The 19,069-nt window shown below is 71.5% G+C and carries 17 protein-coding genes and 1 tRNA gene; 9 read left to right on the top strand and 9 right to left on the bottom strand.

Annotation, left to right across the window (positions count from 1 at the left end):
• Positions 1-889: 889 nt before the first annotated feature.
• Complete coding sequence (locus WMF27_RS34310) at positions 890-2,092, top strand: IS110 family transposase (RefSeq protein ID WP_437761397.1); 1,203 nt, start codon at positions 890-892, stop codon at positions 2,090-2,092.
• Between the two features lie 411 nt (positions 2,093-2,503).
• On the opposite strand, the gene WMF27_RS34305 is transcribed toward WMF27_RS34310, so the two are convergent.
• The 5 genes from WMF27_RS34305 to WMF27_RS34285 form a co-directional block, all read right to left on the bottom strand.
• Positions 2,504-3,100: a histidine phosphatase family protein gene (locus tag WMF27_RS34305; RefSeq protein ID WP_437764655.1), complete on the bottom strand. Its 597-nt coding sequence runs from the start codon at positions 3,098-3,100 to the stop codon at positions 2,504-2,506.
• Positions 3,101-3,117: 17 nt separating this feature from the next.
• Positions 3,118-3,885 carry an adenosylcobinamide-GDP ribazoletransferase gene (locus WMF27_RS34300; protein ID WP_437764656.1) on the bottom strand — a complete coding sequence of 256 codons (768 nt, stop codon included), beginning with the start codon at positions 3,883-3,885 and terminating at the stop codon, positions 3,118-3,120.
• Positions 3,882-4,970 (bottom strand): nicotinate-nucleotide--dimethylbenzimidazole phosphoribosyltransferase, encoded by a 1,089-nt coding sequence (gene cobT, locus WMF27_RS34295; RefSeq protein ID WP_437764657.1) that lies wholly within the window; start codon positions 4,968-4,970, stop codon positions 3,882-3,884. Before cobT ends, WMF27_RS34300 begins: the two co-directional genes overlap by 4 nt.
• 86 nt (positions 4,971-5,056) lie before the next feature.
• A tRNA-Ala gene (locus tag WMF27_RS34290) sits at positions 5,057-5,129 on the bottom strand.
• Positions 5,130-5,396: 267 nt separating this feature from the next.
• Entirely contained in the window at positions 5,397-6,566 is a 1,170-nt protein-coding gene (locus WMF27_RS34285; RefSeq protein ID WP_437764658.1) for an acyl-CoA dehydrogenase family protein, read from the bottom strand.
• A gap of 307 nt (positions 6,567-6,873) precedes the next feature.
• Here WMF27_RS34285 and WMF27_RS34280 point away from each other — a divergent pair, with 307 nt between their 5' ends.
• The 3 genes from WMF27_RS34280 to WMF27_RS34270 are packed head-to-tail and all read left to right on the top strand — an operon-like array spanning position 6,874 to position 11,819.
• Positions 6,874-7,926 carry a RimK family alpha-L-glutamate ligase gene (locus WMF27_RS34280; RefSeq protein WP_437764659.1) on the top strand — a complete coding sequence of 351 codons (1,053 nt, stop codon included), beginning with the start codon at positions 6,874-6,876 and terminating at the stop codon, positions 7,924-7,926.
• Entirely contained in the window at positions 7,923-8,678 is a 756-nt protein-coding gene (locus tag WMF27_RS34275; RefSeq protein WP_437764660.1) for an enoyl-CoA hydratase/isomerase family protein, read from the top strand. Before WMF27_RS34280 ends, WMF27_RS34275 begins: the two co-directional genes overlap by 4 nt.
• Positions 8,679-8,690: 12 nt before the next feature.
• On the top strand, positions 8,691-11,819 hold the full coding sequence (locus tag WMF27_RS34270) for an ATP-binding protein (RefSeq protein ID WP_437764661.1): 3,129 nt from the start codon (positions 8,691-8,693) through the stop codon (positions 11,817-11,819).
• A 30-nt stretch (positions 11,820-11,849) separates the two neighbouring features.
• Here the strand turns inward: WMF27_RS34270 and WMF27_RS34265 are convergent, their stop codons facing one another.
• Positions 11,850-12,590 carry a Uma2 family endonuclease gene (locus WMF27_RS34265; RefSeq protein ID WP_437764662.1) on the bottom strand — a complete coding sequence of 247 codons (741 nt, stop codon included), beginning with the start codon at positions 12,588-12,590 and terminating at the stop codon, positions 11,850-11,852.
• Positions 12,591-13,254: 664 nt separating this feature from the next.
• Here WMF27_RS34265 and WMF27_RS34260 point away from each other — a divergent pair.
• On the top strand, positions 13,255-14,661 hold the full coding sequence (locus tag WMF27_RS34260; RefSeq protein WP_437764663.1) for an AAA family ATPase: 1,407 nt from the start codon (positions 13,255-13,257) through the stop codon (positions 14,659-14,661).
• A 3-nt stretch (positions 14,662-14,664) separates the two neighbouring features.
• Positions 14,665-15,297 (top strand): hypothetical protein, encoded by a 633-nt coding sequence (locus WMF27_RS34255; protein ID WP_437764664.1) that lies wholly within the window; start codon positions 14,665-14,667, stop codon positions 15,295-15,297.
• Between the two features lie 36 nt (positions 15,298-15,333).
• Here the strand turns inward: WMF27_RS34255 and WMF27_RS34250 are convergent, their stop codons facing one another.
• A complete protein-coding gene (locus tag WMF27_RS34250) occupies positions 15,334-16,464 on the bottom strand; it encodes an AAA family ATPase (RefSeq protein ID WP_437764665.1) in 1,131 nt (376 codons plus the stop codon).
• 113 nt (positions 16,465-16,577) lie between these two features.
• On the opposite strand from WMF27_RS34250, the gene WMF27_RS34245 reads away from it, so the two are divergent.
• The gene (locus WMF27_RS34245; protein ID WP_437764666.1) at positions 16,578-17,255 is read left to right on the top strand and encodes an RNA ligase family protein; all 678 of its coding nucleotides are present in this window, start codon (positions 16,578-16,580) and stop codon (positions 17,253-17,255) included.
• Here the strand turns inward: WMF27_RS34245 and WMF27_RS34240 are convergent.
• On the bottom strand, positions 17,244-17,852 hold the full coding sequence (locus tag WMF27_RS34240; RefSeq protein WP_437764667.1) for a hypothetical protein: 609 nt from the start codon (positions 17,850-17,852) through the stop codon (positions 17,244-17,246). The two genes, WMF27_RS34245 and WMF27_RS34240, sit on opposite strands and share 12 nt — an antisense overlap.
• Complete coding sequence (locus WMF27_RS34235) at positions 17,849-18,136, bottom strand: hypothetical protein (RefSeq protein ID WP_437764668.1); 288 nt, start codon at positions 18,134-18,136, stop codon at positions 17,849-17,851. Before WMF27_RS34235 ends, WMF27_RS34240 begins: the two co-directional genes overlap by 4 nt.
• Between WMF27_RS34235 and WMF27_RS34230 the strand changes: the two genes are divergently transcribed.
• Entirely contained in the window at positions 18,035-18,352 is a 318-nt protein-coding gene (locus tag WMF27_RS34230; protein ID WP_437770002.1) for a hypothetical protein, read from the top strand. The genes WMF27_RS34235 and WMF27_RS34230 overlap by 102 nt on opposite strands.
• A 45-nt stretch (positions 18,353-18,397) precedes the next feature.
• The gene (locus WMF27_RS34225; RefSeq protein ID WP_437764669.1) at positions 18,398-18,961 is read left to right on the top strand and encodes a hypothetical protein; all 564 of its coding nucleotides are present in this window, start codon (positions 18,398-18,400) and stop codon (positions 18,959-18,961) included.
• Positions 18,962-19,069 lie beyond the last annotated feature (108 nt).

The following is a 19,069-nucleotide window of genomic DNA, read 5'->3' as shown; positions in this document are numbered from 1 at the left end:
CCTCTGGGTGGAACACACCGTTTGATAGATTGCGCCTCCACGATCCCGTTTCGGACCCCAGCCTGCATCCAGGTCACCAGGGCGACCGCCGGCCTGTGAATGCGGATCGTCGATTGAGCCACAGCTCGCTCCTGCGCACGCGACGCGGCGCTCCAGCCCAACCGTAACGACGCCCGCCAGGGCGAAGGGAGACGCCCATGCCGAAACGACCTGCACTGACGACACCGAGCGCTACCGCTGCCGAGCCGAAGCCGGCCAGCCGCGGAAAGAGAGCGCTAAAGCCCTTGACCTCGGGGCTGCCTCATCGTTGGTGTTCTAGAGCGACAAACGGGTTGAAACCACGAGAAAAAGCAGGAATTTCACAGGGAGGCGGGGAGGCGGGGAGCGAGAGACGGCAAGAGGGAGAAATTTATTTCTTCTTCCTCCCCATCTCCCCGCCTCCCTGTGAAAATTCTCCGGGTTTCAACGTGATAGATGGGATGAGGCAGCCCAAGCGGCGCCTGGATCCACGATGCCGACCGCACCGACCCGTGCGTCTGCTCGACGCGTTCGCGCGGCGGGGCCTGCGAAGACAGCCCGCATCACCGTGGAGGTCGGCCCATCGGCAGCAGCAGAGCGTGCTGGAGTGCTCGGGGGGGTCAAGGGTTCGCGAGCGGAGCTCGCCGGCTCCGCCGCCCTTGACTCCCCCTGCGCGCTCCAGCCGGACAAAGCTGCGGGCGATGGGCGGACGGAGGCCTCCGGCGGGGGCTCCAAGCTCCGGAGAGCAGCGCGCAAGAAGGAGCCACTCGGAGCAGCAAGCAAGATGGCCGACCTCTCGCCTGCAGGGTTGCCTGCGGGCACCCCCACGCGTTCGAAGACGCAGTCGACGGGGGCCCAGGAGAGGTCAGCCATGCGAAGTGTAGCGCTGGATCTGGGGGTCAACGAGATTTCGTTCTGCGAGGTAGTGGGCGGGCAGGTGGCGCTGCGACGCACGGTCCGCTCGCTTGATTCGCTCCAAGATGTCCTCGGTCCGTCGTCCTCGCCGGCCCGGGTGGCGATCGAGGCGTGCCGGGAGGCCTGGGTGGCTCACGACAAGCTCCGCGACTGGGGCCACGACGTCCTGGTCGTCGACACCACGCGAGCACGTCAGGTCGGCGTTGGCCAGCACGGCCGCAAGAATGACCGCCTCGATGCCGAGGCGCTGGCGCGCGCCGTCGAGCGCGGGGGCATTCCGCTCGCTCACGTGCTTTCGCCTCACCGGCGGGCCATTCGCCACCAGCTGGCCGTCCGGCGCGCGCTGGTCGAGACGCGAGCCCAGTACGTCACCACCGTGCGCGGCATTCTGCGCGCCTGCGGACACAAGCTCGCGACATGTATGACCGAGGATTTTCTCGCGCGGCTGCGCGAGGCCTCTTTGCCAGCCGAGAGCCGTCAGCTGGTCGGGCCCTTGGTGATCACGCTGGAGGTGCTCAACCCCCAGATCGCGCTGGTCGATGCCGCGCTCGAGCAGCTGTGCGCCCACGAGCCGGTGATCGCGCGGTTGACCACGGCGCCCGGCGTGGGGCTGGTCGTCGCTGCCGCGTTCGTCTCGGTCGTGGACGAAGCCAAGCGCTTTCGCCACGCCCACCAGCTCGCCTCCTACCTGGGTCTGGTTCCCTTGGAGGACACCTCCGGCGGGCGCGACAAGCGGCGGCTGGGTTCGATCACCAAGCAAGGCAACGCGTACGTGCGCGTGCTGCTGACACAGGCCGCGCACACGATCCTGCGGCACAAGAACAAGAGCGGCGACGACCCACTGCGTCGATGGGCAGACGCCATTGCCGAACGCCGGGGTCGCCACATCGCCGTCGTGGCGCTGGCGCGGCGGCTGTCGGGGGTGCTGTGGGCCATGTGGCGCGACGGCACGCTCTACGACGCGCAGAGCGCAGCGGCTGCCTCGGCCAAGGGCCTGCGCCTGCAGGCGCAGTCGGTCGAGCAGCAGGCGCACGCCTTGCAGCGAGCCACGGTCAAGGCGCGCCGCCGGCAACGGTCCGTCGACAAGGGACTCAACGCCGCCACGGCAGCGGCTCCATCGAGGCCGAGCTCGACCTCAAGGAGGGCCTCGATGCACTGACTTCCCCCACACGGGGGACATGCGCCACGAGCGCGCCACGCCAGGAGCGTGAACGAGGGCTACGTGGATGAGCGCGGGAACACCGAGGGTGATCCGCCTCTGGGTGGAACACACCGTTTGATAGATTGCGCCTCCACGATCCCGTTTCGGACCCCAGCCTGCATCCAGGTCACCAGGGCGACCGCCGGCCTGTGAATGCGGATCGTCGATTGAGCCACAGCTCGCTCCTGCGCACGCGACGCGGCGCTCCAGCCCAACCGTAACGACGCCCGCCAGGGCGAAGGGAGACGCCCATGCCGAAACGACCTGCACTGACGACACCGAGCGCTACCGCTGCCGAGCCGAAGCCGGCCAGCCGCGGAAAGAGAGCGCTAAAGCCCTTGACCTCGGGGCTGCCTCATCGTCGATGTTCTAGCGGGCTTCCAGCGAAACGGCGGACGCCGGCAGAGGGAAGCGCTCGGCCGCAAGGTACGGGGCAGGCGCGCTCATCGCCTCGATCCACGACGCGCCGCAGGCGACGACGCGGAGCGCCCGCAGCACGCCCGCATGCGCGACCAGGAGGTGCGGGGACGCCCCGCACGTCGGAGAGAGCGCGCACCAGAACGACCGCACCCGGGCCTCGACCTCGATCGCCGACTCGCCCCCCGGCGGCCCGGCGCGCTCCCAGCCGTCGAGCCACGCGGCATACGCGATCGGATCGTCGCGCTCGATGCCCGACCAGGCGCGCCCCTCCCATGCGCCATAGGCGATCTCGACGAGGCGCTCGTCGACCGCGTGCGCCACCCCGAGGCGCGCCGCGAGCTCGGCCGCGGGGAGCGCACAGCGGGAGAGCGGCGACGACCAGACCACGCCGGGGCGGAGGCCGAGGTCGCGGAGCGCGCGTTCGATCGCGGTCGCGGCGCCGTCGGGGGAGAGCTCCGCGGCGACGTCGAGGCGGCCGTAGCAGACGCCGGAGAGCGGGACCGGGGCGTGGCGGAACGCGATGAGGCCGAAGGGGAGGGGATCCATGCCGGCGCGCCCGCGGCTCAGCCGCCCCGCGCGAGCGCGAGGGCGAGCAGCGCGGCGCACTCGGCGATCTGCTGCGTCGCGCCCAGGAAGTCGCCGGTGAGGCCGCCGACGCGGGCGCGGAAGCGGAGGCCGCAGACCGCCGCGGCGGCGGCGGCGGCGCCGAGCATGGCCGCCGTCTCGGCCGCCGAGACGACGCCTGCGGCGTGCGCGGCGGCGAGCGTGAGCGCCGGCCAGAGCGAGCCGAGGAGCGCCTGCGGGAGCGCCGCCCGCGCGACCGGCCGGCTGCGCGAGCCGCCCTGGGTCACGTAGGGCAGCGCGAGCATCAACCAGATCGGCGGGGTGCGCGAGAGGCACTGCGTCAATACGAGCGCGACCGGCGCCGCCGCGTCGAGCCGCGCGAGCAGGGCGATGCGCAGCACGAGGACCACGATCAGCGCCGCGGCGCCGAACGATCCGATGCGGCTGTCCTTGAGGATCTCGAACACGCGCGCGCGATCGAAGCCGCCGCCGAGCGCGTCGGCCGTGTCCGCGAGGCCGTCCTCGTGGAAGGCGCCGGTGAGGAGCAGGCCCAGCGCCACGACGACGCTGGCCGCGACGAGCGCGCCGCCCCCGTCGACGAGCAGCCACACAGCGGCCTGGACGGCGCCGAGCGCGGCGCCCACGAACGGGAACCAGGCCGAGGCCCAGCGCCAGTCCGCCTCGGCATAGGGGAAGCCGCCGACCGGGACGCGCGTGAGGAAGGTCGCCGCCGCGCGGGCGCCGCGCAGCACCGGCGGCGTCGTCATGGAGTCCCGGGCCGCGCGCGATCCGGCACGCTCGCGCTCGCGAACGTCGCCATGCCGGCGTGGAGGGCGCACGCCGCGTCGAGGAGGGGCAGCGCGGCCAGCGCCGCGCTCGCCTCGCCGAGCCGCATCCCGAGGTCCAGCAAGGGGCGCGCGTCGAGCGCCGCGAGGACGTGGGCGTGGCCGCGCTCGGCCGAGCGGTGGGCGAAGAGCATGCCCGACCGCGCCTCGGCGCACATCCGGACGAGCGCGAGCGCCGCCGTCGAGACGATGAAGCCGTCGACGAGCACCGCCATGCGCCGCTCGATCGCCCGCGCCATGGCGCCCACCAGCGCGGCGATCTCCTTCCCGCCGACCGCCTGCACGACGCGGTGCGGATCGGTGCGCTGGACGCCCGAGGCCTCCTGCGCGCGTCGCGTCGCGTCGCGCACGACCTCGATCTTGCGCGACAGCGCGTCGCCGGAGACGCCGGTCCCCGCCCCGACGACGTCCTCCGGCGCGACCCCGAGCAGCAGCGCCGTCATGGCCGCCGCCGCGGTCGTGTTGCCGATGCCCATGTCGCCGAGCAGGACGACGCGCGTGTCGCCCCCGAGCGCGTCGATCTCCGCGGCGCCCGCGCGGAGCGCGCGCTCGTAGACGGCCTCCGAGAGCGCGTCCTCGATCCGCAGGTCGCCGATGGGATCGTCGGCGACCGGATCGCGCCGCAGCAGCGCGCCATCGCCGCCGTCGACGCGCTCGTACGGGTGGGCGACGCCGACGTCCACGACCCGCAGCTCGACACCGAGGTTCCGGCAGAGGACGCTGGCGGCGGCGCCGCCGCGCACGAAGTTCGCCACCATCGCCGCCGTGACCTCCGGCGGGTACGCCGACACGCCGTGCCGGGCGACGGGGTGATCGGCGGCGAAGAGCACCGCCGCCGCGGGCCGGCTCGCGGGCGCCCCGCCCTGGATGCCGGCGAGCGCCACGGCGAGATCCTCGAGCACGCCGAGGCTGCCGCGCGGCTTGGTCAGCGTGTCCTGCCGCGCGCGCGCCGCGCCCACAGCGCTCGCGTCGAGCTCCGGGAAGACCCAGTGAGGCGAGAGAGCCATGTCCGGGTTCTCTACTCCGACGCGCCGGCGAGCGGGCACGGCGCTGCAGACTCCTTACAGGAACAGGAGTCCTTCGGTCCTATCGGTGGAGCTGAGGGGGATCGAACCCCTGACCTCATGACTGCCAGTCATGCGCTCTCCCAGCTGAGCTACAGCCCCGGTCGTTGGGAGCGGCATATCTACAGCCTCTCGCGCCGCTTGTCTCTACTTTTTTTCGACCGGCGCGTTTTTGTGTCCGAGGGCGTCGGTTCGCGGCTGTTCGTGCACGTTTTACGCACGTTTTACGCATGTTTTACGCATGTTTGCGTGCGTTTGCTCCCGTTTGCGCGTGTTTGCGTGCGTTTGCGCGTGTTGCCGGGTGGGGGCTCCCGGCGGCGAGCTCCGCGCGGCCTGGCGGTGATGCGGCCGCCGGGCCGCGGGGGGCGCTCAGAAGTTCATCAGCTTCGCCAGGTAGTACTTCATCGTCTCGGTCGTCCCGCCGCCGATGCGGAGGAGCCGCTGATCGCGCCAGGCGCGCGCGATCGGGAAGTCCTCGATGTAGCCCCAGCCTCCGTGGAACTGCAGGCAGGTGTCCACGACGTCGTTCGCCACGTCGCCGGCCAGGATCTTCGCCATCGAGATGAGCTTCACCGTGTCCAAGCTGATCGGCACCTTCCGCACGTACCGCTCGTCGTTGTAGTGATCGACGCACTTGTAGGCGAACGCGCGCGCCGCCTCGCAGCGCGTGTACAGGTCGACGAATTTGTGCTGCCACGACTCGCGCTTGATGATCGGCTTGCCGAACGCCACCCGCTCGCGCCCGTACTCGACCGTGCCGTCGAGCGTCATGAACGAGCTCGCGATCGCGCTCACCGCAGCGACCAGCCGCTCGGTCTGGAAGTTCTGCATCAGGTACGCGAAGCCCTGATCGGGCTCGCCGAGCAGGTAGCGCCCCGGCACCCGCACGTCCTCCAGGAAGAGCTCCGCGGTGTCCGAGGACTTGTTGCCGATCTTCTTCAGCTTCTTCGCGACGTTGAAGCCGCGGAGCGCCGTCGGCACGAGGAAGAACGAGCAGCCGTGGGCGCCCTTGTCCGGCGACGTCTTGGCGAGCAGCGTCACGAAATCGGCGCGCGTCCCGTTCGTGATGAACGTCTTCTGCCCGTTCAGCACGTAATCATCGCCCTCCTTGCGCGCGATCGTCCGGATCCCGGCCACGTCGCTGCCGGCCGCCGGCTCGGAGACGCCCAGCGCGGCGATCTTGTCGCCCGCGAGCGCCGGCTTGAGGAACTCCTCGATCTGCTCCTTCGTGCCGATGTCGCTGATCACCGGGGTCGCCATGTCGCTCTGCACGAGCAGCCCCATCGAGACCCCCGCCATCGTGCAGCGCACGAGCTCCTCGGCCTTGGCCGCCGAGAACCAGTAGTCGAGCCCGGCGCCGCCGTGCTCCTCCGGGAAGTGCGCGCCCAGGATCCCGAGCTCGCCGGCGCGCTTGAACACCCAGCTGGGAAAGCACTCCGACGACTCCCACTCCTCCACATGAGGAGCGAGCTCCTTCTCTGCGAAGGCCCGCACCGTCTTCCTGAACTGCTGATGTTCTTCCGTGAACGGCTGCCACATCGCGAACCCCTCCTCGCCGGCACGACCGAGATGATTCGTACACGAAACATTTTCCAGCGCAAGCGCTGCGCCTTCGCGCTTCGGCCGCGCCTGATCCGCCGAACGGGCCGCGAGGAGCCCCATGGAAAACGAGGGCCGATGGCGCGGCGCGCGACCGTGCGGGCCGCGGCGCGAGCGGCGCGAGCGGTGCGAGCGGTGCGAGCGGTGCGAGCGGTGCGAGCGGTAGACGCCCCGCCGAAGAGCGAAAAATGAATCGGCGCGCGCATCCATCCACGCAGTCTGCCGGCTCTGCTAGCCTCCGGGCCACATGCGACTCCTCGTCCTGTCCCGCAATGCGTCCCTCTATTCGACGAGCCGGATCGTGCTCGCGGGGCGCGCGCGTGGTCACGACGTCAGCGTCATCGATCCGCTCGATTTCCAGATCGTCGTGTCGCGCGGCCGCCCGTCGTTGCTCGTCGGTGGTTCGGCGGTGCCGCGCTTCGACATCGTGATCCCGCGCATCGGCGCCAGCATCACGAACTACGGCCTCGCCGTGGTCCGTCAGTTCGATCTCATGGGCGTCCCCGTCCTGAACGGCGCCGTCTCGATCGCGAGGAGCCGCGACAAGCTGCGCGCGCTCCAGCTGCTCACGCGCCGCAAGCTCAACGTGCCGATCACCGTGTGCGCCCGGAGCCCGGCCGGCGTCGAGGCGGCGCTCTCGCTCGTCGGCGGCTGCCCCGCGATCGTGAAGCTCCAGCAGGGGACCCAGGGCATCGGCACCATGCTCGCCGAGACGCCCCACGCCGTGCACGCGCTGCTCGAGACGTTCTGGGCCATGGGCCAGGACATCGTGCTCCAGGAGTACGTGCGCGAGTCGAAGGGGCGCGACATCCGGGTCATCGTCGTCGGCGGCCGCGTGGTCGCCTCGATGCGCCGCGTCGCCAAGCCGGGGGAGTTCCGCTCGAACCTCCACCGCGGCGGCAAGGGCGATCGGGTGAAGCTGCCGCGCGCCTACCGGAGCGTCGCGATCCGCGCCGCGAAGGCGATGGGCCTCGAGGTCGCCGGCGTCGACATGCTCGAGGCGCGCTCCGGGCCCAAGATCCTCGAGATCAACAGCTCGCCCGGCCTGGAGGGGATCGAGCGCGCGAGCGGCGTCGACGTCGCGGGCGCGATCATCAGCTACGCCGAGCGGTACGCGGCGGAGCAGCGCGGCCTCAGCCGCCGCACGCTCGAGGCGCGGATCGCCGAGGTGATCCACGACGAGCGCATGCCGGCGCCGCGGCGGCTGAGCCGCGCGGCGGCGGAGAACGGGGCGGGCGCGAGCCGCCGGAAGGTCGCGGCGCTCACCGGCGGGAGGGGCGCGCGGAGGGTCCTCTCGTGACCCTGCGGGTCGAGGCGGCCGGCGATGCGGTCGTCCTGACCATCGATCGTCCCGAGCGCAGGAACGCCATCGACAGCGGCTTCGCGGGCCGCCTCGGCGAGGCGATCCGCCGCGCCAGCGCCGACCCGCGCGTGCGCGGCGTCGTGCTCACCGCGACGAGCAGCGACGTCTTCGTGGCGGGCGGCGACATCCGCGAGCTCCACGCGCTCGCCGCCGGCGGGGCGCAGGGGGACGAGGTCCTCCGGCTGTTCGAGGGCCTCGCGGCCTTCGAGGAGAGCGAGGTGCCGATCGTCGCCGCCGTGCAGGGCGACGCGCTGGGCGGCGGCTGCGAGCTCTTGCTGCTCTGCGATTTCGTCGTCGTCGAGGAGCACGCAGGGCTCTCGTTCCGCCACGTCAAGATGGGCCTGTCCCCGGCCTGGGGCGGGCTGACGCGGCTCTGCGAGCGGGTGGGGCCGCTCGCGGCGGCGCGGCTGCTCCTGACGGCGGAGAGGCTCGACGCCGCCGAGGCGCTCCGCGTCGGCCTCGTGAGCGAGGTCGTCCCCACCGGCGCGGCGCGGAGCCGGGCGATCGCGCAGGTCGGCCGCATCGCCGAGAGCCCGCGCGCGTCGGTCGCGGCCATGAAGCGCTCCCTGCACAGGGTGCGCGAGGCGCTGCGCGCCTCCGCCGCCGAGGTCGAGCGACGGGCGTTCGCCGAGCAGTGGAACGGCCCGGAGCACCGGCGTGCGATGGATACGTTCCTGAGCAAGAAGTGACGGTGGCGCGGCGTGGAGGGCGCGGAGCGGCAGGACCTTGAGGGCGCCGAGCCCCCGCTGGAGGGCGCGGAGCTCGCGCCTGCGAGCGTCGAAGCCGCGCCTGTGAGCGCCGAGGCCGCGCCTGTGAGCGCCGAGGCCGCGCAGGCGAGCGTCGAGGCCGCGCAGGCGAGCGTCGAGGCCGCGCCTGCGAACGTCGAGGCCGCGCAGGCGAGCGCGCTCTTGCCCATGCCTGCGCCGCCGACGATCGAGCACTTCATCGGCCGCCGCCCGCACCTGCGCGCGCTCCAGCGCGCCGCCGAGGCCCTCGTGCTGGAGCGGCCCGTCGCGGTGCTCGTTCATGGCGCCGCGGGCATGGGCAAGAGCGCGCTCATCCACCACTTCTTGATGGGGCTCCGCCGCGACAAGGGGCCGGTCGTCCTGCGGGGGCGCTGCGCGCATGCGGCGGCCGAGTCCTACAAGGCGTTCGGGGGCGTGATGGAGGCGCTGAGCCGCTTCCTCCGGCGGGTCTCGGACGACGAGGTGGAGCGCCTCCTGCCGCGCGACGTCCGCGCGCTCGCCCGGGTGTTCCCGGTGCTCTCGCGCGTGCCGGCCGTCGCCTCGGCGCCGCGCGCGAGCGAGTCGCCCGACGCGCAGGAGCTGCGGCAGCGCAGCTTCGCCGCGCTCCGCCAGCTGCTCTGGCGCATCGCCGAGCGCAGCCCGCTCGTCGTGGCGATCGAGGACCTCCAGTGGAGCGACATCGACAGCGTGGCGCTCCTGCTCGAGCTCACGCGGCCTCCCGACGCGCCCGCGATGATGTTCCTCGGCAGCTTCCGGGACGAGGACGTCGCCACGAGCGCGCCGCTCCGCGCGCTGCTCGACGGCATGCGCCTCGAGCGCCGGGGCGCCGAGGCCGAGGCCGCCGGCGCGCGGGGGCGGATCGAGTCGGTGCGCGGTGACGGCGAGCTGCGCGAGATCGCGGTCGGCCCGCTCTCGCCGCTCGAGGCCGAGGAGCTCTCGCTCGCGCTCCTCTTCGCGCGCGACGACGTGACCCGCGCGCGGGCGGACGCCATCGCGCGCGCCTCGCGGGGCAACCCGCGGCTGCTCGGCGAGCTCGCCCGCGACGCGCAGGAGCTCTCGGGCGAGGACGGCGCCCGGGGCGACGCCGCGTGGGGCAGGGCGCTCGACGCGCGGCTCCGCCGCCTGCCGGAGCAGGCGCTCCGGCTGCTGGAGGTGATCGCGGTCGCCGGGGAGCCGATCGACGCGGCGGTCGTGGCGCGCGCGGCGAAGCTCCGCGACGACGAGCGCGCCCCGGCGATGACGCTGCTGCTCATGGAGGACCTGATCTCCGCGCGGCGCGCCGGCGAGGGCGAGCTCGTCGAGGCGTCGCACGACAGGGTGCGCGCGGCCGTGGTCGGCCGGCTCGGCCCGGAGCAGCTCGCGGCGCGGCACCGGAGGCTAGGGCGGGCGCTCGAGGCGCTGGGGACGGCGGACGCGGAGGCGCTCTCGCGGCACTGGCTTGGCGCGGGGGACGCGGCGCGGGCGGGGCGGCTCGCCGAGCGCGCGGCCGAGGAGGCGGCGGAGGCGCTCGCGTTCGAGCGCGCGGCGCGGCTCTACGAGCTCGCGCTCGGCCTGCGCTCGCGCGAGGCGGATGTCCCCGAGGCCGAGCGGCGCGCGCTCGGCGTGCGGTGCGCCGACGCCCTGGTCAACGCGGGCAAGAGCGCCGAGGCGGCGCGGATCTACGCGGCGGCGGCCGAGGGGGCGGACGGCGCGCTCTCGCTCGAGCTCCGCCGGCGGGCCGCGGAGCAGTACCTGCGGAGCGGGCACATCGACGAGGGGATCGAGCTCGTCCGCGCCGTCCTCCGGGCCGTCGGCCTGTCGTTCCCGGAGACGCCGCGGCGCGCGCTGGTGGCGCTGCTCCTGCACCGGGCGGAGCTGCGCCTCAGGGGCCTCCGGTTCCGCGAGCGGCCCGAGGCGGAGGTGCGGCCGGAGGACCTCGCGCGCATCGACGCCTGCTGGACGGTGACGGTGGGGCTGTCCGGCGTCGACATGGTCCGCTCCGCCGAGTTCTCGGCGCGCGCCCTGCTGCTCGCGCTGCGGGCCGGCGAGCCGTACCGCGTCGGCCGCGCGCTCGCGTTCGAGGCCTCGTCCGCGTGCATGATGGGGGCGCCGGGCCGGGCGCGCGCGGAGGAGCTCGTCGCCGCGGTGCGGGCGCTCTCGGAGCGGCTCGACAGCCCGCACCTCCTCGGCCTGTCGATGATGGTGTCGGGCATGCTCGAGGCGTTCACGGCCGGGCGGTGGAAGGCGGCGTCCGCGTGGTACGAGGTCGCCGACGAGCTCCTGCGCGACCGCTGCGCCGGCGTGTCCTGGGAGCTCGCGACGACGCAGCTGATGGCGTCGTGGGCGCGGTACTACCGCGGCCAGATCGACGCGCTCGCGCGGACGACGCCGGCGGTGCTCCGCGCCGCCGAGCAGCGGGGGGATCTCTACGCGGCGGCGATCTTCAGCGCGCAGGCGACGTGGGTGGCGCTCGCGTCGGACGACGTGGCGGGCGCGCGCGGCGCGATCGCGGGGGCGCTGTCGAGGTGGACGACGTCGGGGTTCCACCTCGAGCATTTCGTCGGGCTGCTCGGCGAGACCTACGTCGACCGGTACGCGGGCCGCGCCGGCGCGGCGATGAAGCGCCTCACGGACGCCTGGCCGATGCTCGAGGGCTCGATGCTGCTGATGATGCAGAACAGCCGGGTGATGGCCCACGTCGAGCGCGCGTGCACGGCGCTCGCCGTGGCCGAGGCGGCGCCCGAGCCGGAGCCGCTGATCCAGGCGGCGCTCCGGGACGCCGCGGCGCTCGCCCGGGAGAAGACGGCGTGGTCGGACCCGTTCGTGCCGCTGATCCGCGCGGGCGCGGCCGAGCTGCGCGGCGACAGGGAGGCGGCGATCGCGCAGCTGGAGGCGGCGGCGGCCGGGTTCGACGCGGCGGACATGCCGCTCTATGCGGCGGCGGCGCGGCGCCAGGCGGGCGAGCTGCTCGGCGGGGAGAAGGGGCTCCAGCGGCTCCTCGTGGCGGACGCGGTGATGGCGCGGGAGCGGATCAAGAGCCCGGCGCGGTGGGCGGCGATGCTGGCGCCGGGGTTCGGAAGGGGCGAGCGGGTCGGCTGGGGCTGACCGTGGCGGCCAGCGGCGGTCGGGGAGCCGCTAGCCCGAGCCGCCGCCGGGCAGCGGGCCGAACTGCTTCTCGTACGCCGCGAGCCGGGCGGCGAGCCGCTTCGCCTCATCGCCGGCGGCGCGCGCCTGTTCCTCGGCGGCGCGAGCCTGCTCTTCGCCGGTCTGCAGCACGCGCTCATGGGCATCGATCCAGCGCAGCCAGTCGATGGAGAGGCCGCGGTACGTGCCGTGGCGCACCCCGAGGCGCAGGCCGAGGCACGCGCTCATGACGTCGCCGTTCGTCTCGGGGGACACCCGTACATAGGATCGCGTGGCCCGATCGAGCGCATAGGCCTCGAGTGCGCCGGAGAACGGATCGAACAGGTAGTATTCCGGCACGTGAAGGAGCTTCGCGTAGATCCGCATCTTGTCGCCGCGGTCCACGGCCTCGGTGCTGTCGGAGAGCAGCTCGACGACCACGTCGGGGGTCCTGCCGTCTTCCTGCCAGACGACCCAGGACTTGCGCTCTCGTCTGTTGGTATCGAGGACCACGAACACGTCCGGCCCACGGAAGTCGTTCTTCTTTGCCTGGAGCTCGCTGAAGTAGATGGCCATGTTGCCGGCGACGTACACGTCGTCGCGGTCGTGCCAGTGCATCTGCAGGACCTCGACGAGCAGGTTCATCTGGGCGCGGTGGCGCTCCGACTCCATCGGTTCTCCGTCATCGTGCGGGAGCTCGTCCTCGCCGGGCGGGGGAATCGGGACGGGGGAGTTCTCGCTCTGGAAGGGCATTCGACGCTCCGACCGGAGCTTACCTCATCCGTGCGTGCGCGCAGCCGGCCGGGCGGTGGCCACGTGCTGGTGGCGCCCTTCGGAGCGGGAGTGCACGAATCGGGCGTGATCCGGCGCGAAGCGACGCGGCGCCGCGTACCACTTGCCGGTGGCGTCGAAGCTCCCGGGAGAGCTCGATGTCGGTCCGCTGGACGGCGACGATGCTGGCGTCCGTGTTCGGGATGGGGGGCGCGGGGTGGGGCGGGGCGTGCAGAGCTGGGAGCTGGCCTCGGCCGGAGGGGACGCGCTTGTCAGCGCCCCGGCTGCCAGGATCGGCCGACCCGGAAACCTTGTACATCTTCGAGGGGGTCGGGGTCGGTCGACCCGGAAACCTTGTACATCTTCGAGGGGGTCGGGGTCGGTCGACCCGGAAACCTTGTACAAATCGAGGGGGCCGGCGGTGAGCCGACCCGAAAACCTTGTACATCCCGAGGGAAAGGGGGGTCGACCGAGGCGGAGGCGTTGTCGCTGGAAGCTCGATCGAGGGCGGTGAAGGGACAACGGCGCCCGCCTGCCCCCTGCCGCTCGTGACCTTGCCCGACCCGGAGGGAAGGCGGTAGGTTGCTCGGGGTTCCTGCGGACCGCGGCTGTACGCGCTTCGCGCGGGGTTCCCGGGACGAAGGGCATGCGCTTCCGTGTCGAACATCTGGGCCCGCTACGCGAGGCGGAGGTCGATCTCTCGAAGGACCTCATCGTGCTGACCGGGCCGAACAACTCGGGGAAGACGTACCTCGCGTGGGCCGTGTACGGGCTGCTCCGGTTTCACCCCAGCGAGCCGACGGAATCGATCGAAGCATTGAGCGAGGCGCTCCTGGCGGCCGAGGACCAGAGCCTCCCTCTGGCCGACGTGATTCCCTATCTGCGGGATCATCTGGCAAGCCTCGCAAAAGCGTTCACGCCAGCAATACACCAGTGCTTCGCGGCAGAGAGCGATCGCTTCCGGGATACCATCGTGTCTCTCCGGTTCGACTCCCCACGTGCTGTCGATGAATGGGTTGCTCGGCTGGCGAGCTCCGAGGTCCTGGGGGGTACGACAGAACGCTGGTTTTTGGTCGTCGCCGGTGCGCCGAGCTCTTCAAAGCTCGAATTTCGTCTGCACTTTCGCAGGCAAAGGGTGGGGCCGCCCGAAGCAGTGGTTCTGGATACGGCGACCGTGATCAGCAGCGAGCGAGCGCTGGTGAGGCGCTTTCTCAACTTTGGTCTCGCGACTCTGATAGCCGACGCGCTTGGACAGTGTATTTTGTTTCCCGCTGAGCGCATTGCCGTGAATATCTTCGCCAAGGAGCTCGCGCTGAAGCGTACCGAGCTGGTGGACGAACTGCTTGATGCAAGCGCACGCCGCGCCCTGGCGGAGCCGAACGAGCTCATCGAGCGTCGCGCCGGCAGGTATCCTTGGCCGATCCGCGACAGCCTTCGCGTCGCGAATGATCTGGCGAGTATCAGCACGGTGACGAGCGGATTCGAGGACCTGGCGAATGACATCGAGGCGGCCGTGCTGGGTGGTGAGGTGAGCGTGTCTGACCTCGGAGAGATGGTCTTCTCGCCCGGCCAGGCCCCGGAGCGCCGACTCTCGGTTCACCTCACCGCGTCGGTGGTCAAATCACTCGCGAGCCTGGTGTTTTATTTCCGCCACATGGCAAGGGAAGGCGATTTTCTCATCATCGATGAGCCCGAGCTCAACCTGCACCCCGACAACCAGCGGAAGATCGCGCGGATCCTCGCCAAGGCCGTGAACCGTGGGTTCAGGATCATGATGAGCACCCACAGCGACTACCTGATCCGTGAGCTCAACCACCTTCTGATGCTGGGCCGCCTCACCGCGGGGGGGTCCAACCTCGTGGACGAGCTCGAGTACGATCGCGCCTCGCTCCTCCGGCCCGAGCAGGTCGGCGTGTACCTGTTCAACGACCACCGCGCCCAGGCGGTGTCCGTCACCGAGTCGGGCTTCGAGGTGAAGACCATCGACGACGAGATCAACCGGCTCAACGCGGTCTCTCAGAGGATCTACGCCGAGCTGGATCGCCTCGAGTGACTCATGTCGGTGCCTTTCGTTCTCCAGCGCATCGCTGACCTTCTACGACGCGAGCTTCGCGAGCTGCCGGCGGTGATCGAGCTCAGGGAGGTGGCGCACGGGAAGGCCGGCGAGAGCGCTGCGGTCACGCTTCGGAAGGAGGGGCCGGCCGTCGTGCTCAGGTTCGACGGGTTCACTCCTCGGCGGTGCTCGCGTCCGAACTGTGAATGCACGTTCTCGGTCGACGAACGCCTCTTCCCCCTGTTCCAGGCCGCTCCAGGAGTCCGCGCCCTCTGCGATTACATCATCTTTTATCAGCGGCACCGCGAGCATGGCGCCATGCCCGCGCCCCTCTACGTCTTTCTGTGCGAGCTGAAGTCCAAGAACGTCGGTGGCAGCAGGGGGCAGCTTGAGAACAGCATGCTCCTGGCCGAATACATCGTCTCCATGGTGAAGTACCACGGTCGGGTACAGTCGGATCTGCGGGTCGTTTACCGAGGATTGCTCTTCAGCTCGAACGTGCCTCCTCAGAAGACGGCCGTAAGGCGCACGCCTGTCAAGTACGTGGTGTCCAGCGAACGGTTGGTCGGTCTCAAGCTGATCCACTACCCGTGTGGCAGCGAGTGGACGTTGAGTCACTTCTGCGACGAGCCTTGAGCCCTCGCCGGGGGCCGGTCAGCTCGGAGCCCGCCGCTACCGCACCGCCATCACCACCTCGTGCGCCTCCGTCCTCGCCGGGATCTCCCACCGCTCGCTCATCCGCCGGATCACCGCCTCCGGCACCGCCGCCTCCCGCGCCCGGTTCTGCGCGAACAGCACCGCCGCCGGCGCCTCCACGTAAACGACGCGGATCCTCGCCCCGTAGTCGGCCGCCATCTGCAGCACGGGCCCACGCCGCTGCCGCGACAGGTTCGTCGCGTTCCACACGAACCGCTCCCCGCGCCGCAGATGCTCCTTCGCCCGCTCGCGCGCCGCCTGAACCACCTGCCCCTGCGCGTCGGTCGGATCGATCTCCAGCTCGCTCCGCAGCGCGTCCAGCGAGACGACCGGCCAGTCGGCGAGGTGCTCGCGAACATACGTGTCCTTCCCGGCGCCCGGCAGCCCGCTCATCATGACGACCTCGGCGCGCGTGTCGTCGTACACCTCCACGTCCGGGTGCCGCCCGCTGCCCCGCTCGGAGCGGAAGTACACGAAGCGCGTGTGAGCCGACGCGAACGAGCGCGGCGCCGTGTAACACCCCTCCTCGCGGCAGAACTCGCGGAAGAGCTCGATGTTGTCGACGACGCGGGCCATGTCCGCGCACACGCGCCCCCGGATGTCGGCCTCGGCCACGAGCGCGAGCAGATCGCAGCGCGCGTGCAGGCTGATCTCGGCGGCCACCCGCTGCGCGTCGTCGCGCTCGATCAGGTAGAACGGGATCTGGTGGTAGCGCACGAGCGCGCACACCTGCTCGCGCAGCGCGAACGGCGCGCCGAGCTCCCAGAGCAGGCGGCGCGCGAGGAGCTCCCCCGCGCGGGAGTGGCCCTTCGCCGTGATCCGCCCGTCCTCCTCGCGGGTGGTCGCCGGCTTCGCCACGTCGTGGAGGAGGCACGCGAGGTACACGACGCGCTGCTCCTCGGCCGGCAGCCCCTGCCACTCGGGCAGCCCGAGGAGCGTCTCCAGCACCATGCGGGTGTGGATCCAGACGTTGCCCTCGGCGTGGTGGATCGGGTCCTGCGGGCAAGCCTCGAGCGCGCGGACCCAGTCGAAGACCTGGAGCTCGTTCCAGGGGACACGCGCGGGATCGGGGGTGAGCAGATCGAGGAGCGAGGAGGTGGAGGACATGAAGGAGGACCCCTGGCGAGCGCGCAGTCAACGCCGCGCGTCGCGCGACGCGCAGCGCGCGTGAGGGCCGTAGCATGTCCGCGAAGCGACGCCGGTGCTACCCTGTCGCCGCCATGTCCGCCAAATACCCTCGCTCGTTCCACCTGCCGTGGTCCCCTGGCGGGACGTCCGACGACAAGCGGATGGCAGACGTGTCGGGGCTGCTGGGCGTCGAGATCGTCATCACCGAGAAGTGCGACGGGAGCAACCTCACGTACACGCGGGCGAGCGTCTTCTCCCGCTCGCACTCGGGCCCCCCGTCCCACCCGAGCTTCGACCTCGCGAAGGCCACGCACGCGAGCATCGCGCACCTGCTCTCGGAGGGCATGTCGCTCTTCTGCGAGTACTGCTATGCGATCCATTCCATCGAGTACGAGGCGCTCCCGGGGTACTCGCTGGTCTTCGGCGTGCGGGACGACGTGCGGGGCCTCTTCTGGGAGTGGGACATGGTCGTGGCCCAGGCGAACGATCTGGGGCTCCCCACGGTGCCTGTCCTGTTCCGGGGCACCGTCGAGGGCGAGCGCGAGCTCGAGGCGCTGACGACCGCGCTCGCGCGCGAGCCCTCCGCGTTCGGCGGCCCGCGCGAGGGCGTGGTGGTGCGGGCCGCCGGCGAGTTCCCGGACGCGGCGTTCCAGCGGCGGCTCGCCAAGTGGGTGCGGCGCGGGCACGTGCAGACGGACGAGCACTGGATGCACCAGGAGATCCGGCCCCAGCGGCTCGCGCCGGCGCCGGCCTCTGCGTCACCGCCGTGAGGCCAGCGCCGCGAGCCGATCGCAGAGGCCCTCGCGGATCGGGCCGTAGGCCTTGCGGTACTCCTCCCAGTCGAGGCGCTCGTCCGCGACGATCTCGCGCCAGTACGGGGTCGCGGCGCCGTAATCGTGGAGGACGCCGGACTCGGCGATCTGCACGGCGAAGAGCGGCACCCGGAGGGCGTGGAAGAGCTTCTTCTTCGAGGCCTCCGGCTCGTCGTCGAAGCGGGCGCCGGCCTTCTTGAAGTCGGACGCGGAGCGGCTCGCGGCCGACGCGGCGAGCTTCTTCCTGTCGAGCTTGAACGGGAAGGGCGGCCTTCCTTCCCTGAGCCGGTGCTCGGGCGGCAGGAACAGGCACTCGAGCGCGAAGACGCTGTGCTCGGCGATGGCGTCGCGGAAGGTGTCGAGGCCGTGGACGACGACGTTGACGCCCGGCGCGAAGGCGAGGTCCTGCCGCGCGTCGCGCCGCGCGAGGACGGCGACGAAATCCTCGTCCGACGTCGCGGACGCGGTGCCGTACACGCGCGACCCGGCGCGGAACACGCTGTGGACCTCGCCGTCTTTGCGGCCGAGGACGCGGAGCACGGTGGAGAGGCTCATGGCAGCGGCCCTGATCGAGGGACGGCCAGCATCGCGCCGTTCCCATCCCCGCGCAACGGTCGGCGCGCGCTCGACATCGCCGCGCGGTTCGTGGAGCTGGCGGGATGGTTAACCTTCGATCGTCCGCTCGCCGGCACCAGGGGGAGTGTCGTGTCGCCGCCTGTGGTTGCCGAGCAGCTCCGGTGCTCGCGCCGAGCGCGCCGGCTCAGATAGGCCACGATGACGATGTTGAGCACCAGGATGACGATGCGCGTCAGTCGCCATCCATGGCGGACGAGGTCCATGATCTCGAAGGGGACGAGCGAGGCTGTCGCTCCGACGACCCCATTGACATCACGCGTGTCGAGGACGGCGGCTGGCGCGACGTGTACGGAGTTCGGGCCGTGGCCTGCGACGTCCCGGCCGGCTGCGCGGCCTTGCCTCGCCAGCGCCTGGCCGCTCCGGCGGCAGCCTTGGCCGCCAGCGTGTATAATCATGGTGTTTCGCCGATGATCTCTTGATCAGGGCAGAATCCGCGCGAGGCATTCCTGCAAGTGGGGGTATACATGGCCGTCGGGCAGCAGCAAGCGGGGCAGCAAAGCCTGTTCACCGATGATTTTTTCTACTTCATCCTGAGGCTTCGAAAATCTCGTATCCAGTCCGTGGTGGCCCGCGTGCGGCGCATGTATCCAGACGAGTCGCCGGAGCAGCAGGCGCGCCGGCTGATCGCATCGACCAAGGCGATCTCTTTCGCCGCGGGCGGCGTCGTCCATGTGCCCTCCATCCTCCCTGGGTTCGGCATCGTGTACGAAGGCGTGGGGTTCGTCGCCGGTACATCCATCCTTACCAGGATGCACCTTTACCTGGTCCTCGAGATAGCGCTGCTCTTCGGGAAGGACATCGACGAATCCGAGCGCGTCAAGGAGCTCGCGGCCGTGGTGGCGGCTTGTGCCGCCAGCGCCGCCGCGCCGGTGGCCGTCCTCGCGGTGAGCTTGAGCCCGGCCTTCGCCGTGGCGACGGGGGCGCTCGCCGCGACGGCCGTCTCCCGGACGATCGGGGAGTCGGCGATCCGCCGCTACCAGCGCTCGACGGCGCCCGAGGCGGCGGTCCCCGCGCCCGCGAAGGGATAGCCGCGTGTGCTGCTGCGATGGCACGCTCGTCGCCGACGTGCACCCACGTGAAGCGCGGGTGCTGCTCGCATCACGGCGGCGGCTGCGCCTGCCCGTGAGCGCACCCGC

The organism is Sorangium sp. So ce281 (assembly GCF_051527395.1).
Taxonomy (GTDB): domain Bacteria; phylum Myxococcota_A; class Polyangia; order Polyangiales; family Polyangiaceae; genus Sorangium; species Sorangium cellulosum_B.
Note: the sequence above shows the minus strand (reverse complement) of the source record. Positions and strands in the feature narration are given on the sequence as shown.